The following is a 13,403-nucleotide window of genomic DNA, read 5'->3' as shown; positions in this document are numbered from 1 at the left end:
TCGCGACGGATGGACTGCCGGATGGGTGGGCCCGGCACAACTTTTTCCTTATGACCGCCCGGCCGGCGGCCCGACCACGTCCGATTCTCCGAACCGGGTGCCCCTATTGACTTTCGATAGGTATTTAGCGAGACTCATTGCATGAACATCGTCATTCGTGCGGTCCTACCGCTTCGGGCGCTCCTGGTCCTGCTGTTCGCGATCCTGCTGGTGTTCCAGACCATGTCGCTGCCCGGCCAGTTCGCCCACATGGCCGCGGAGCACCCTGAGAGCGCACATCTGCGCTGGCCGCTGACGGCCGTGACGGTCTTCTGGGTGCTGTGCATCCAGGTGGTGATCGTCGCGACGTGGAGGCTGCTCGGGATGGTGGTGGCCGACCGGAGCTTCACGGTGGCCTCGTTGAAATGGGTGGACGTGATCCTCGGTGCGATCGTCGCCGCCTGGCTGGTGCTGGCCGGGGTGTTCCTGGTGGTGGGGTTCACCGCCGACGACCCCGGGCTGCCGCTCCTACTCCTGCTGATGGTGACGATCATCGCGGTGGCCGCGTTGCTGATGGTCGTGATGCGTGCGCTACTGCGGCAGGCGACCGGGCTGCGTACGGATATGGACGCGGTGATCTGATGCCCATCGTGGTGCGAATCGACGTTGAGCTGGCCCGGCGCAAGATGAGCGTCGGCGAGTTCGCGGAGCGGGTGGGCCTGACGCCGGCCAACGTCTCCGTCCTCAAGAACGGGCGGGCCAAGGCGGTGCGCTTCAGCACGCTCGACGCCATGTGTCGGGTGCTCGACTGCCAACCCGGAGACCTGCTCGAGTGGGTCGAGGAAGACCAGAACGACGACAACGACGACGACAACGAGGTCGGTCGATGAAGGCGGCAGCGCGTTTCGTGGTGATCCTCATCGGCCTTCTCACGGTGATCGGTCTCGGGATCGCCGGGCTGATCCTCGGTGAGGCCGATGACTCCCCGGGGCTGCAGGCGATCGGGGTGGTGCTCATCGTGATCCCGGTGGTCGTCGCCCTGCGGACACCGCATACGCCGAAGCCCTGAATGTCGCACCCCTCAACTCCTACGGTGGAGGGGAGTCGACCAGGGAGAGAGCCGTGCGCCAGAACAGTCCGACCGACCAGAGCCGCCGGGACACCGGAACGGGGCCGTCCCCCGTCGAGGGGCACGGTGGCTCGCACGCCACGGCCGTGGCCGCCGCGCACGGGGTGCGGACCATGTTCACCCTGTCCGGCGCTCACGTCTTCCCGATGTACGACGCGGCCGAGAAAGAGGACCACGGCGTCTCGCTCCTGGACGTGCGGCACGAGCAGACGGCGGCGTTCGCGGCCGAGGCGACCGGCAAACTCACCCGCTCCCCCGGCCTGGCGGTGTTGACCGCCGGTCCGGGCGTCACCAACGGGGTCAGCGCGTTGGCGCAGGCGACGTTCTCGGGAGCTCCGATGGTCATGATCGGCGGGCGGGCCCCGGCGGCGCGGTGGGGCACCGGCAGTCTGCAGGAGTTCGACCACGTGCCGGTCGTGCAGTCCGTGACCGTGTCAGCGGAGACCGCCCGAGACACCGCCGACATCGCCCCCGCCACCCATCGCGCGTTCACCGCCGCGGGCACCGCCCACCGCGGTCCGGCGTTCCTCGACGTGCACATGGACCACTTCTTCGATCGCAGCGAGTCGGTGCGGCCCGGCCCGGGCCCGGCCGACGACGGCTCCCCCGCCGCCGCGCCCGACCGCTCCCCCGACACCGACGCCGTCGACCGGATCGCCGACCTGATCGTGGGCGCCGAGCGGCCCGTGGTGGTGATCGGCTCGGACGTGTGGGCCGACGGCGCCGAGGCGGCGGCGCTGCGCTGCGTGGAGACGCTCGGGTTGCCGACGATCCCCAACGGCATGGGCCGCGGGATCCTGCCCGCGGGGCATCCGCTGCTGGTGACCAAGGCCCGCGGCCTGGCGTTCGGCACCGCCGATCTGGTGATCGTGGTGGGGACACCGCTCGATTTCCGGCTCGGGTACGGGGTGTTCGGCGGCAAGGACGACGCGACGCCCGCGACCGTGATCCACATCGCGGACTCCGAGAGCCAGCTCAGCCACCACGCCTCCCCGGCCGTGGCGACCGCCGGAAACCTGGGCCGGATCTTCGACGCGATGCTGGCGGCGGTCGAGAAGCGCCCCACGCGACCCGACCGGAGCAGCTGGACGGCCTCGCTGCGGGAGAAGGCGGACGCCACCCACGCCGCCGATCTGGAGCTGTTCTCGGCGAGCGCGGACCCGATCCACCCGGGGCGGATCTACGGCGAGCTGCTCCCGCGACTGGCCGAGGACGCGGTGGTGATCGGCGACGGCGGGGACTTCGTGTCCTACGCCGGCAAGTTCATCGAGCCCGCCCGGCCCGGCAACTGGCTCGACCCCGGGCCCTTCGGTTGCCTCGGCGCGGGGCTGGGTGCGGCGATCGCGGCCCGCATCGCCCGCCCGTCGAGCCAGGTGGTGCTCCTGCTCGGCGACGGCGCCGCCGGCTTCTCCCTCATCGACGTGGACACGCTCGTGCGGCACAATCTGCCCGTGGTGATGGTGATGGGGAACAACGGTGCGTGGGGCCTGGAGAAGGGTCCGATGCAGATGCTGTACGGCTACGACGTGATCGCCGACCTCGCCCCGGGAACCCGCTACGACGAGGTGGTCCGCGCCCTCGGCGGGGCCGGCGAGATGGTGACCGATCCGGCGCAGATCGGCCCGGCCCTGGACCGCGCGTTCGCCAGCGGGGTTCCGTACCTGGTGAACGTGATCACCGATGTCGAGGCCATGTACCCGCGCTCGACGTTCGGGGTGTGACCGGCCGCCCGATTTCCGCAACCCCTGAGGGCTGAAGGGGTAAGGGCCCGCGCCTGAGAATACGAAAGCCGTCCACGGATCCGTGGACGGCTTTCGTCAGGAGTACCGGTGGGGGGACTCGATCCCCCGACCTCACGATTATGAGTCGTGCGCTCTAACCAGCTGAGCTACACCGGCATGCTCTGCTAGTCGGACGATCGCGCCGCCCGCACAGTGCGAGCCCCCTGTCGGAATCGAACCGACGACCTTTTCCTTACCATGGAAACGCTCTGCCGACTGAGCTAAGGGGGCGGGCCACATCGAGTCTCGGACTGTCCGTCCTCGGCTCGGTGCGTAAGCCTTTAGCAGATTACACACAGGCTTCGAGCGCACACAAATCGGCTGGTCAACGGTGGCCTACCCCGATCTGAGCGGCGGCTGCTCGCCGTCGGGGGTGGCAGAATGCTCGCATGCGCATCTCCGTGGTCGTTCCCGTCCTGGACGACGTCGATGAACTCCGCGGATGCCTCGCCGCACTGCTCGGGCAGTCACGACCGGCCGACGAGATCGTCGTGGTCGACAACGGCTGCTCCGACGACAGCGCGGCCGTCGCCCTCGCCGCGGGCGCGCGGGTGATCGAGGAGCCCGTCAGGGGCATCCCGGCTGCGGCGGCGGCCGGCTACGACTCGGCAACAGGCGATGTGATCGCCCGGCTGGACGCGGACTCTCGCCCCGGCCCCGACTGGCTCGCCCGGATCGAGACGGCCTTTGAGACGGACGCGGCGCTTTCGGCACTCTCCGGGCCCGGCGAGTTCATCGGGCTCGAAGGATGGCGCGCTGCGGCGGCCCGGGTGCTCTACATGGACGCCTTCTTCCTGTCGGTCGGCGCGGCGATGGCCCACCCGGTGCTGTTCGGTTCCAACCTGGCGATGCGCCGCAGTGCGTGGGATCGGGCGCGCGATGGTGTCGACCGGACTGACCCCGAACTCCACGACGACATCGACCTGTCGTTCCAGTTCGGCGCCGCCGACCGCGTGGTCGTGGACCGCTCGCTGAGCGTCGGGATCTCCGCGCGCCCCTTCGACGACCCGGCCGCCATGCGGAGACGGTTCTCCCGCGCGTTCCGGACGATCTTCCGTAACTGGCGCACGAGCCCACCCTCGCAGCGGTGGCTGGAGCGCGCCCGGCGCTGAGAGACGTGCACGGTCCGGGCCGAGCGGAAGGGCCGGGCGGCGAGGCGGCGGTCAGGCCCAGACGAGAACCGACCAGAGGACGAGTTGGGTCACGCAGAAGCCGGCCAGCATGTTGAGCACGAGGAAGCGCTTCCAGCCCTCATTGGTCGCCTCGGCGGTCGAATCGTCGACCCGTAGGTAGGCGGCGACCGTCGCCAGGTACGGCAGGATCGCGAACGCCGCACCCGACGCGGGCCACGGCGCGCAGATCAGCAACACCAGGACGGCGGCGACGTAACAGGCCAGCGCGAACCAGACGGTGCTCCGCGCCCCGAGCACGGTCGCGACCGACTTGAGGTCGGCTTCGCGGTCGAAACGCACATCCTGCACGGCCCCGAACGCCTGGGACGCCGCGCCCCACAGCATGAACGCGACCAGGCACGCCCACACCCCCGCGGTGAGTTCGGCCCCGGCGATCGTCCACCCGATGATGGCCGGGGAGACGAAGTGGAATGCGGATGTGATCGAGTCCAGGAACGGGACTTCCTTGAACCGCATTCCTCTGGCGCTGTAGGCGATCACGGCGAACATGCTGGCCGCCAGCCACAAAGATGATTCCGCCGAACCCACCAGGACCAGGTAGACCAGGAACGGCACCGTCGTCACGGCCGAGGCCACGAGCGTCGCCGTGTGCCGCGACCGGTCGAGCACGGCGCCCTCGACCCCGCCCTTGCGCGGATTGCGTAGGTCGGACTCGTAGTCGAAGACGTCGTTGATCCCGTACATCGCGAGGTTGTACGGCACCAGGAAGAAGACCGTGCCGATCACCCCCACGAGGTCGAATCCGCCGGTGGCCAGGAGGTAGGCCAGCGCGAACGGGGCGGCGGTGTTCACCCACGACACCGGACGCGATGACCAGAACAGCGTGGTCAGCAGTGCGGGCGGCGCCGGCCTATCCGGAACGCTGTCCCGAACGCTGTCCGGAACGCCTGCCCCGGAGTCCTGCGGAGAGGTGTGTTCGTCGGCCACGGCCGCCGGCGTCCGCGCCGTGAGTACGGACCACACCGAGGGCACGAACACGGCGGCGGCGATCGCATACGAGAAGTCCTCGATCGGCGCCAGCCCGAGGCGCAGACCGCTGGTGAGGGCGTCGTCGTAGGCCACGAGACCGGCGGCGATCATGAGATTGTCGAAGATCGCGGTGAGGACGAGCAGCACCACCAGCGAGCCGCCGACGCCGAGCAACCACCGCCGTCGCTCGGCCCCGCGCAGTCGCCACAGGGCGATCGCCGCGGCGCCGAGCACCGGGATCGACATGGTGAGGTTGATGGTCGTGTAGATACCGGTCACGGGTGCTCCCCCGTTTCGTCGGTACGGGCCGGGTCGTTCCCTGTCCGCCGTGCGCGGAGGTGCTCGGCCGCGGCCGTCACCCCGGTCGCACAGACCAGCGCCAGGTACGACAGGAACGCCAGGAACACCACCTCTTCGACAGGGATCTCCGGCGCGATGAGCAGTCCGGTCATGAAGTCGGTCGTGCCGCGGAAGAACACACCGCTGCGCACGCCGAGTACGTCCCAGGTCAGGAACAACGCCACTGCGGCGGTGACGGCCAGCGCGGTGGCGGCCGGGGCGCGGAATGCGGCGAGACGCCAGCGGTGGTCGATCACGAGGATCCCCGCGAACGAGAGGGCCTGGACAGCCAGGTACGCCAGCCCGATCACCCGCTGAACACCGTGCCTCCGCCCGGCTCGGCCACCGGGGCGGTGCCGGTGTCGCCGCGCACGTGCTTGAGCACCAACTCCGCACTGATGAGGCACATCGGCAGCCCGATCCCCGGAATGGTCGAGGCGCCCGCGTAGAACAGCCCGTCGACGTGCCTGCTGACATTGCGGGTGCGGAAGAACGCGCTCTGCGCCAGGGTATGTGCCGGGCCGAGTGCGGTACCGCGCCAGGCGCCCAGATCCGCCTCGAGATCGGCCGGCGCGATGGTGCGGCGTACGACGATCCGCTCGGCGAGGTCCGGGATGCCGGTCCAGTCGGCGATCTGCGCGATCGCCTGGTCGGCGGCCGCCTCGATCGTCGCGTCACCGGCACCGTCGACACCGCCACGCCCCGACGCGGGGTCGGCGGGGATCGGCACCAGGACGAAGAGGTTCTCGTGACCCTCCGGCGCGATCCCGGCATTCGGGTCGGTGTCGGTCGCGCTCGGCCTACAGACGTAGAGGGAGGCGGGATCGGGGATGTGCGGCTCGTCGCCGAAGATGGCGTCGAACCCCTCCTCCCAGCGCTCGGTGAACAACAGCGTGTGGTGCGCCAGCTGCGGCAGCTCGCCGCGCACGCCGAGCAGCACGAGCAACGCACCGGGCCCCGGCATACGCCGGTCCCAGTAGGACTGCGGGTAGGTGCGGAGGTGGTCCGGCAGCCACCGGGTCTCGAGGTGGTGCAGGTCCGCGGCGCCGACGACGAGGCCGGCCGGCAGCGTCCGCTCGGCTCCTGCCCGGTCACGTACCCGGACCCCCGTCACGGAGGGCCTTTCCGGGCCGGGGTCGGAGACCGTGAGGGCGATCGCCTCGGTGCCGGTGTGGATGCGCACGCCCTGCTGCTCGGCCACCCTCCGGACGGCCGCGATGAGCTCGGCGAAACCGCCGCGCGGGTAGAGCACCCCGTCGGCCAGGTCGAGGTGACTCATGAGGTGATAGATCGACGGCGCGAGGTACGGCGAGGAGCCCAGGAACACCGCCGGGTAGCCGAGGATCTGCTGGATGCGGCGGTCCCGGAAGCGGCGGGCCACGTACGACTGCAGCGGCTGGGCGAGCCGCGCGAGAAGCGTCCCCGCGCGGGCCACGACCTCCCGCCGCACCAGGGCCGGGTACGAGGTGAAGCTCGTGTAGAGGAACCGCCGCAGTGCGAGATCGTAGGTCATGCGGGCCGAGTCGAGATACTTCTCCAGGGCCGCGCCGGCCCCCGGCTCGAGAGACTCGAACAGCGCGGTGGAGGCGGCCCGGTCCGAGCGGACGTCGACCGGCTCGGACTGGTTCTCGAAGTACACGCGGTAGCCGGGGTCCAGGCGGACCAGGTCGAGCTGCTCGGCGGACGAGGTGCCGCAGAGTCGGAAGAAGTGGTCGAACACCTCCGGCATGAGGAACCACGACGGGCCCGTGTCGAAGCGGAACCCTCCGGACGACCAGCTACCCGCCCGGCCGCCGACCTCCTCGGTGGCCTCGACGAGCGTGACGTCACGGCCCTCCCGGGCGAGTAGCGCGGCAGTGGCCAGCCCAGCGATACCGCCGCCCACCACCACGACAGGACCGTCGGGGGCGACGGGTCGACCCCGACGCAGCCGCAGTCGCAGCCGCTCGAACTCACCACTCATCGGGACTCCCCCGACCGTTGGGAGACCCGGCGACCGGTGGCCGCGGCGCGGGCGATGATCTTCAGCTTCACCGCGTCGGGCACGCGGACCCGTCCGGAGCTCACTCCGGCGGCGCCCGCGGCGCGCAGCCGCTCGTTGAGCTCCGCGAACAGATCGTGCGCGGCCAACACCGCGAGGCGGTCCCGGCCGGGGATCCGGCCGATCGCGATGCGGGCCAGCCGCAGGTCGACGTCCACGTCGTCCGCCAACTCCCGGACATCGCGGTCGGTCAGTGCGAGCGGATCCCGACCGGGCAGATAGTTGCGGCCGAGCTCTCCGGAATCCTCACGGACGTCCCGGAGGAAATTGACCTTCTGGAACGCCGATCCCAGTGCTCGTGCACCGGCTGCGAGCTCGTCGTCGTCGCCCGATCCGCCACCCGCGAACGTCCGCAGGCACATCTCCCCGATCACCTCCGCCGACCCGTGGATGTACCGGCGCAGCGACTCGTCGCTGTGCACGGTGACGTCCAGGTCCGCCTCCATCGAGTCGTAGAACGGGTCCACCAGGCGCGCGCCGATCCCGAACCGGCGTGCGGTGTCGGCGAAGGCGTGGGTGACGGGGTCCGGGTCCAGCCCCTGCTCGATCGCGCGGTGGGTGCGGCGGCGTGCCTCGGCGATGAGCTCGCGCGCGGCGGCCGGGTCGTCCATCGCGCCGTCGACGACCTCGTCGGCGACCCTCGCCCACGCGTAGATCGCGGCGACATGCGGCCGGGTGGCCGGCGACAACAGTCGGCAGGCCAGGGCGAAGGACGTGGAGTAGCGGCGCAGCAGCACCTGCGCGCACGCCCGCGCGGCCTCGGTGAACTCCGCGTGCGGGTTCGTCGGGGTCATCGGGTCCTCTCCAGGGCGGCGGCCAGGTGGGGTGCGAGGGCGGCCCGGATCGCGGCCGGGATGGTCGGACGGTCCAGCGCGGTGCGGGCCGCGGCGACCAGATCCTCGGCGACCCGCTGCGCGTGGTCCCGGGCCCCGCACTCGTACAGGAGATCACGCGCGGTATCCGGGTCGGGGTCTCCGTGGCCGTGGCCCCCGAGCGCGGCGTCGATGCGGGGCCACGCGTCGGTGGTGGCGGCGAACGCCAGTAGGACGGTGGGCGCACCGCGCAGGAGATCGCCCTCGTTGGACTTGCCCGTCTCGCCCGGGTCGCCGAACACTCCCAGCAGGTCGTCGACCACCTGATAGGCCGTGCCCAGGTGAGCGCCCGCTTCACGCAACGACTCGACGGTCTGGTCCCCGGCACCTGCGAGAATCGCGCCCAGCACGAGCGGCAGGGAGACCGAGTAGGCGGCGGTCTTGGCCTGGCCGATCGCCAGGGCACGCTCCCGGCTCGGCGGGCGGGCGTCAGCGGAATAGTGGATGTCGGCGTACTCGCCGGCCACGGAGGCCGCGACCGCCCGCTCGACCTCGTCGAGGACCCGGTGCGCCGTCGGTGCGGGCACCGGCAGGCGTGCGAAGCCGCTCATCGCCGCGACAAGGAGCATGTCGCCTCCCAGCAGACCGGCGGCCCTGCCGACGCCCTCCGCGACCGCCGGGGCGGCGCCCCGAGCCGCCACCCGATCCCTCGTCCGGCCCTGGAGGTTGGACTGACCACGGCGGTGGTCGTCGCCGTCAACGACGTCGTCGTGGATGAGAAATGCCTCGTGGAGCAGTTCGAGCGCCTCGCCCACCGCGACCCGCACTGCAGGCTCCTCGCCACCGGCGGCGACGTACACGGCCTCGAGCAAAGCGGACCGTATCCCCTTGCCGGCGCGCGTCGTGGCGTCGAGATCCGCAACCCAGTCGTCGACGGCGGAGCCGAGCCCCGCTGGCACGTCACGCACGGCCATCCGAGGGACTGCGGGCACAGAACACAAGGTCATGCCCTGTTATTCGGAGCGGAGGCGAACGCGGATGGGTCCTGACCGCGCCCAGTCGAGTCCGAGCCTGTCGCCACCCACGTATGCACGCCGCCAGCCTATCGCGGCGCGCCGCGGCGACCGCCAGCGCTGAGGGGGTGTCCCTGAAATGCACGGAGACCCCCGCTTGTGGCAGGGGTCTCCGAGTGCCAGATGATGGATTCGAACCAACGAAGGCTAAGCCGACGGATTTACAATCCGCTCCCTTTGGCCGCTCGGGCAATCTGGCGTGCACCCCGCAGGGCGCAGAGACACAGTACAACGCCCCGCCCCCCGGGTACCAAATCGGGGGTCTCCGGGGGCGGGTAACCTGGCCTGGATCGACCGCAGCAAGCCCCGCCACCAGTGAAGGAGAGAGCGTCCATGGCCTCGGAGTCCTCGTTCGACATCGTCTCGGAGTTCGACCGCCAGGAGGTGGACAACGCACTGAACCAGGCCGCCAAGGAGCTGGGCACGCGCTACGACTTCCGCGGCACCGACGCCGGCATCGAGTGGAAGGGCGAGGACGCGGTGGAGATCACCGCTAACACCGAGGACCGCGTCATGGCCGCCAAGGACGTGTTCATCGAGAAGCTGGTCCGCCGCGGGCTCAGCATGAAGGCGCTCGAGGTGGGCGAGCCGATGCCGTCGGGCAAGAGTTTCCGCCTGGTCGGCTCGCTCAAGCAGGGCATCGACAAGGAGAACGCCAAGAAGATCACCAAGCTCCTGCGCGACGAGGGACCCAAGGGCGTCAAGGCGCAGATCCAGGGCGAGGAGATCCGCGTGTCGTCCAAGAAGCGCGACGACCTGCAGACCTGCATCTCGCTGCTCAAGGAAGCGGACTTCGAGGTGGCACTGCAGTTCACCAACTACCGCTGACCCGCCAACCTGGCGCGCGGTTCCGCGGAAGCGAGCCCGACTCCCCCACCATTGCGCACCTGCGGGTCTAGAGTGAGCTTCATGACGCAGTTGCGAATCAGCGAGGCGGCCTCCCTGATGGGGGTCAGCGACGACACGGTGCGCCGGTGGATCGAACGCGGCGAGCTCACCGCGTCCCCGGACGATTCCGGTCGCAAGACCGTCGCCGGCGCCGATCTCGCCCGGCTGGCCCAGGAACGGGCCGCCGGGCGGGGCGCAGGAGTGGACGGTTCCGGCGACGCCGCGGTCAGCGCGCGCAACAGCTTCCGCGGCCTGGTCACGTCGGTGAAGTCCGACCCGGTCATGTCCCAGGTCGACATCCAGTGTGGGCCCTACCGCGTGGTCTCGCTGATCTCCACGGAGGCCGTGCGCGAGATGGGCCTGGAGGCCGGCTCTCTGGCCACGGCGCGGGTCAAGGCGACGAGCGTCGTGATCGAAGGCGCCCCGCAATGACGCGCCGATTCGCCGCCGCCGCGCTCGGCGCCGTCGTTGGGCTGTCCGCGTTGGCGGGCTGCGCCTCCGGGGGCGACGACGACACCGCGGCGTCGCAGACGCTGACGGTGTTCGCCGCCGCCTCGCTCACCGAGGCGTTCTCGGAGTTGGCCGAGGACTTCGAGGCGGCCAATCCCGGTGTCGAGGTCCGGCTCTCCTTCGACGGCTCCTCCGGTCTGGTCGACCAGATCGCGAGTGGCGCCCCGGCCGACGTGTTCGTCTCGGCGGACGAGACGAACATGGACCGCGCGATCTCCGAGGGGCTGGTGGCCGGCACGCCGGCGGTGATCGCGACCAACGACCTCACGCTCATCACCCCGCCCGGCAATCCGGCCGGGATCACCGGGCTCGACGGCTCTCTGGACGGCACCCGGCTCGTCGTGTGCGCCGAGGGCGTGCCGTGTGGCAACGCCACCCTGGCGCTCGCGGAATCCGCCGGGGTCGAGTTGCGGCCGGTGAGCGAGGAGACCAAGGTCACCGATGTGCGCGGCAAGGTCTCCTCCGGCGAGGCCGACGCCGGGATCGTCTACGACGCCGCGACTGCGGGGGACGCGGTCGAGAAGGTCGGGATCAGCGGCGCGAGCGCCCATCCCAACCGCTACCCGATCGCGATGCTGGAGAACTCCCCTGCCCCCGACCTCGGCCAGCGCTTCATCGATTCCGTCACCAGCCCCGCCGGTCTGGCCGTGTTGGCCGGGTACGGGTTCGGCCCGCCGTGACCGGTCGGCGTGTCCGCAGCCCCGGCGTTGTGGCGATGCCGCTCCCGCGGTGGCTTCTCGTCGCGGCGACGGGCACCGTCCTGCTGATGGCGCTGCCGCTACTCGGCCTGGCGGTGCGGATCCCGTGGGCGGATGTCCCCACGCTCGTCGGGTCCGAGGCCGCGCGGGACGCGGCGCTGCTCAGCCTGCGCACGTGCGCGATCTCGACCGTGTTGTGCGTGCTCCTGGGTACCCCGCTGGCGGTGCTGCTCTCGCGCAGTCACGGCCCGTTCGCGGCGCTCGCCCGGACGGTCACCGCGCTGCCCATGGTCCTGCCCCCGGTGGTGGCGGGCCTGGCGCTGCTCATCACGTTCGGCCGCACCGGCGTGGTGGGCCGGCACCTGTCGGTGCTGGGCATCGAGATCGGCTTCACGACCGCCGCCGTGGTGATCGCACAGACCTTCGTGGCCATGCCGTTCCTCGTCGTGGCGGTCGAGGGCGCGCTCCGTTCGGTCGACGCTCGCCTCGAGCAGACCGCGTCCTCCCTCGGCGCCTCCCCCACCCGCGTCCTCACCACGGTGACGCTGCCGCTCGTGCTGCCCGCCCTGGTGGCCGGGGCCACGATGTCCTTCGCCCGCGCCCTCGGCGAGTTCGGCGCGACGCTCACCTTCGCCGGCTCGCTGCAGGGAACCACGCGCACGCTGCCGCTGGAGATCTATCTCAGCCGCGAGTCGGACACCGGGACCGCGCTCACCCTGGCCCTGCTGCTCATCGTCGTGGCGGCGGTCCTCATGGCCGGCTCGGCCGTCGTCGCGCGCAGGGCGGTGACGGGCCGTGGCTGACGCCCCCGCCCGGGCCGTCGCGTCCGCCGCCGTGCCTGCCGCCGAGCTCGACTGCAGCGTCACGGACCGCGACGTCGACTTGGGCCTCACCGTCCCGGCCGGGCGCCGCGTCGCGATCGTCGGCCCCAACGGCGCCGGCAAGTCCACGGCTCTGGCGCTGCTCGCCGGGCACCTGCGACCCGACTCCGGTGAGGTCCGGATCGACGGCCACGTGGTCAGCTCTCCCCGCGCCCACCTGCCGGCCCATCGCCGCCGCGTGGTGACGCTCGAGCAGCGCCCCGGCCTGTTCCCCCACCTGTCCTCCCTCGACAACGTCGCGTACGGCCCCCGCGCCCGCGGTGTCCGTCGCCGGGACGCGCTCGCCCGCGCCCGCGCCGAACTCGATGCCGTCGGCTGCGCAGACCTCGCCGACCGCCGCCCCCACCAGCTGTCCGGCGGGCAGGCGCAACGCGTCGCCCTGGCCCGCGCGCTGGCGGTGGATCCGGAGCTCGTCCTGCTCGACGAGCCCCTGGTCGCCCTGGACGTAGAGGTCGCACCCGCGATCCGGCGCCTCCTCGCCGACCGCCTCACCGGCCGGGCCGTCGCGCTGGTGACCCACGATCCGCTGGACCTGTGGGCGCTGGCGGACGATGTCGTCGTCGTCCTGTCCGGTCGCGCCGCGCAGACCGGCACGGTCGAGCAGGTCCTCGCCCGCCCCGCGTCCGACTTCGGCGCGCGACTGGCGGGGGTGTCGCTGGTGGAGGGGACGATCGTCGACGACGACGAGGTCCACACCCCCGCCGGCGACGCGGTCACCGGGGTCCGTGCCGAGCCCGCGGACGGGTGGCGCAACGGCGGGCGGGCGATCGCGACGGTGGATCCGCGATCGGTGGCGATCCGTGCGGTCGGCGCGCCGGCGGGTCCGGGCGCGCTCGCGGGGAGCCCGGTCGACCTCGCCCACAGCCCGGCCGGCCCCGCCTCGAGCCCGCGGAATTCGTGGCCCGCGCGCGTGGTGGCGGTGGCCCCGGCGGGCGCGCTGACCCGGCTGACGGCAGAGCTACGGGACGGGCAGCGGGTGGATGCCGAGGTGACCAGCCGCTCGGCCGCCGAGCTGTCGCTCGCGCCGGGGTCGGACGTGATGCTGGTGGTCAAAGCCGCCCAGGTCGCGCTCTATCCGCGTCCCTGACGCCCGCCCGCCTCGTCGATCGC

Annotated in this window: 15 protein-coding genes and 3 tRNA genes; 10 read left to right on the top strand and 8 right to left on the bottom strand. The window is 71.5% G+C overall.

Annotated features, from left to right (window positions below):
- The first annotated feature begins 141 nt into the window (after positions 1-141).
- The 4 genes from ACWIE7_RS04025 to ACWIE7_RS04010 are packed head-to-tail and all read left to right on the top strand — an operon-like array spanning position 142 to position 2,829.
- The gene (locus ACWIE7_RS04025) at positions 142-621 is read left to right on the top strand and encodes a DUF2975 domain-containing protein (RefSeq protein ID WP_454068632.1); all 480 of its coding nucleotides are present in this window, start codon (positions 142-144) and stop codon (positions 619-621) included.
- Entirely contained in the window at positions 621-869 is a 249-nt protein-coding gene (locus ACWIE7_RS04020; protein ID WP_452098534.1) for a helix-turn-helix domain-containing protein, read from the top strand. Before ACWIE7_RS04025 ends, ACWIE7_RS04020 begins: the two co-directional genes overlap by 1 nt.
- Positions 866-1,048 carry a hypothetical protein gene (locus ACWIE7_RS04015; RefSeq protein ID WP_452098533.1) on the top strand — a complete coding sequence of 61 codons (183 nt, stop codon included), beginning with the start codon at positions 866-868 and terminating at the stop codon, positions 1,046-1,048. Before ACWIE7_RS04020 ends, ACWIE7_RS04015 begins: the two co-directional genes overlap by 4 nt.
- 53 nt (positions 1,049-1,101) lie before the next feature.
- The gene (locus ACWIE7_RS04010) at positions 1,102-2,829 is read left to right on the top strand and encodes an acetolactate synthase (RefSeq protein WP_454068631.1); all 1,728 of its coding nucleotides are present in this window, start codon (positions 1,102-1,104) and stop codon (positions 2,827-2,829) included.
- Between the two features lie 103 nt (positions 2,830-2,932).
- On the opposite strand, the gene ACWIE7_RS04005 is transcribed toward ACWIE7_RS04010, so the two are convergent.
- Positions 2,933-3,006 (bottom strand) — tRNA-Met (locus ACWIE7_RS04005).
- 41 nt (positions 3,007-3,047) lie between these two features.
- Positions 3,048-3,120, bottom strand: a tRNA-Thr gene (locus tag ACWIE7_RS04000).
- Positions 3,121-3,278: 158 nt separating this feature from the next.
- Here ACWIE7_RS04000 and ACWIE7_RS03995 point away from each other — a divergent pair.
- Entirely contained in the window at positions 3,279-4,001 is a 723-nt protein-coding gene (locus ACWIE7_RS03995; RefSeq protein ID WP_452098531.1) for a glycosyltransferase family 2 protein, read from the top strand.
- A 51-nt stretch (positions 4,002-4,052) separates the two neighbouring features.
- Here ACWIE7_RS03995 and ACWIE7_RS03990 read toward each other — a convergent pair whose 3' ends face one another.
- From ACWIE7_RS03990 to ACWIE7_RS03965, 6 genes are all read right to left on the bottom strand, one after another.
- Positions 4,053-5,330 (bottom strand): prenyltransferase, encoded by a 1,278-nt coding sequence (locus ACWIE7_RS03990; RefSeq protein ID WP_454057643.1) that lies wholly within the window; start codon positions 5,328-5,330, stop codon positions 4,053-4,055.
- On the bottom strand, positions 5,327-5,701 hold the full coding sequence (locus tag ACWIE7_RS03985) for a lycopene cyclase domain-containing protein (RefSeq protein WP_452098529.1): 375 nt from the start codon (positions 5,699-5,701) through the stop codon (positions 5,327-5,329). The genes ACWIE7_RS03990 and ACWIE7_RS03985 overlap by 4 nt, the downstream gene beginning before the upstream one ends.
- Positions 5,698-7,353, bottom strand: a complete 1,656-nt coding sequence (gene crtI, locus ACWIE7_RS03980) for a phytoene desaturase family protein (protein ID WP_454068630.1) — start codon at positions 7,351-7,353, stop codon at positions 5,698-5,700. Before crtI ends, ACWIE7_RS03985 begins: the two co-directional genes overlap by 4 nt.
- Positions 7,350-8,225 carry a phytoene/squalene synthase family protein gene (locus ACWIE7_RS03975; RefSeq protein ID WP_454068629.1) on the bottom strand — a complete coding sequence of 292 codons (876 nt, stop codon included), beginning with the start codon at positions 8,223-8,225 and terminating at the stop codon, positions 7,350-7,352. Before ACWIE7_RS03975 ends, crtI begins: the two co-directional genes overlap by 4 nt.
- A complete protein-coding gene (locus ACWIE7_RS03970) occupies positions 8,222-9,235 on the bottom strand; it encodes a polyprenyl synthetase family protein (protein ID WP_454068628.1) in 1,014 nt (337 codons plus the stop codon). The genes ACWIE7_RS03975 and ACWIE7_RS03970 overlap by 4 nt, the downstream gene beginning before the upstream one ends.
- A gap of 198 nt (positions 9,236-9,433) precedes the next feature.
- Positions 9,434-9,515, bottom strand: a tRNA-Tyr gene (locus ACWIE7_RS03965).
- A gap of 134 nt (positions 9,516-9,649) precedes the next feature.
- On the opposite strand from ACWIE7_RS03965, the gene ACWIE7_RS03960 reads away from it, so the two are divergent.
- From ACWIE7_RS03960 to ACWIE7_RS03940, 5 genes are all read left to right on the top strand, one after another.
- Positions 9,650-10,144, top strand: coding sequence for a YajQ family cyclic di-GMP-binding protein (locus tag ACWIE7_RS03960; RefSeq protein WP_454068627.1), 495 nt, complete (start codon positions 9,650-9,652; stop codon positions 10,142-10,144).
- Positions 10,145-10,225: 81 nt separating this feature from the next.
- Complete coding sequence (locus ACWIE7_RS03955; protein ID WP_452098525.1) at positions 10,226-10,636, top strand: TOBE domain-containing protein; 411 nt, start codon at positions 10,226-10,228, stop codon at positions 10,634-10,636.
- Positions 10,633-11,394 (top strand): molybdate ABC transporter substrate-binding protein, encoded by a 762-nt coding sequence (modA, locus tag ACWIE7_RS03950; RefSeq protein WP_454068626.1) that lies wholly within the window; start codon positions 10,633-10,635, stop codon positions 11,392-11,394. Before ACWIE7_RS03955 ends, modA begins: the two co-directional genes overlap by 4 nt.
- A gap of 35 nt (positions 11,395-11,429) precedes the next feature.
- The gene (locus ACWIE7_RS03945; protein WP_454057702.1) at positions 11,430-12,215 is read left to right on the top strand and encodes an ABC transporter permease; all 786 of its coding nucleotides are present in this window, start codon (positions 11,430-11,432) and stop codon (positions 12,213-12,215) included.
- Positions 12,208-13,380 carry a sulfate/molybdate ABC transporter ATP-binding protein gene (locus ACWIE7_RS03940; protein WP_454068625.1) on the top strand — a complete coding sequence of 391 codons (1,173 nt, stop codon included), beginning with the start codon at positions 12,208-12,210 and terminating at the stop codon, positions 13,378-13,380. The genes ACWIE7_RS03945 and ACWIE7_RS03940 overlap by 8 nt, the downstream gene beginning before the upstream one ends.
- The last annotated feature ends 23 nt before the right edge of the window (positions 13,381-13,403 follow it).

The organism is Dietzia sp. NPDC055343 (assembly GCF_053645265.1).
The sequence above is the reverse complement of the archived record's forward strand: the minus strand, read 5'-3'. Positions and strand labels throughout refer to the sequence as shown.

Excerpts from the sequence above, each read along its gene's own strand:
- ACWIE7_RS03955 (WP_452098525.1), top strand. The coding sequence starts at position 10,226 with ATGACGCAGTTGCGAATCAGCGAGGCGGCCTCCCTGATGGGGGTCAGC.
- ACWIE7_RS04020 (WP_452098534.1), top strand. The coding sequence starts at position 621 with ATGCCCATCGTGGTGCGAATCGACGTTGAGCTGGCCCGGCGCAAGATG.
- crtI (WP_454068630.1), bottom strand. The coding sequence starts at position 7,353 with ATGAGTGGTGAGTTCGAGCGGCTGCGACTGCGGCTGCGTCGGGGTCGA.
- ACWIE7_RS03945 (WP_454057702.1), top strand. The coding sequence starts at position 11,430 with ATGCCGCTCCCGCGGTGGCTTCTCGTCGCGGCGACGGGCACCGTCCTG.
- ACWIE7_RS04025 (WP_454068632.1), top strand. The coding sequence starts at position 142 with ATGAACATCGTCATTCGTGCGGTCCTACCGCTTCGGGCGCTCCTGGTC.
- ACWIE7_RS04015 (WP_452098533.1), top strand. The coding sequence starts at position 866 with ATGAAGGCGGCAGCGCGTTTCGTGGTGATCCTCATCGGCCTTCTCACG.
- ACWIE7_RS03975 (WP_454068629.1), bottom strand. The coding sequence starts at position 8,225 with ATGACCCCGACGAACCCGCACGCGGAGTTCACCGAGGCCGCGCGGGCG.
- modA (WP_454068626.1), top strand. The coding sequence starts at position 10,633 with ATGACGCGCCGATTCGCCGCCGCCGCGCTCGGCGCCGTCGTTGGGCTG.
- ACWIE7_RS03960 (WP_454068627.1), top strand. The coding sequence starts at position 9,650 with ATGGCCTCGGAGTCCTCGTTCGACATCGTCTCGGAGTTCGACCGCCAG.
- ACWIE7_RS03995 (WP_452098531.1), top strand. The coding sequence starts at position 3,279 with ATGCGCATCTCCGTGGTCGTTCCCGTCCTGGACGACGTCGATGAACTC.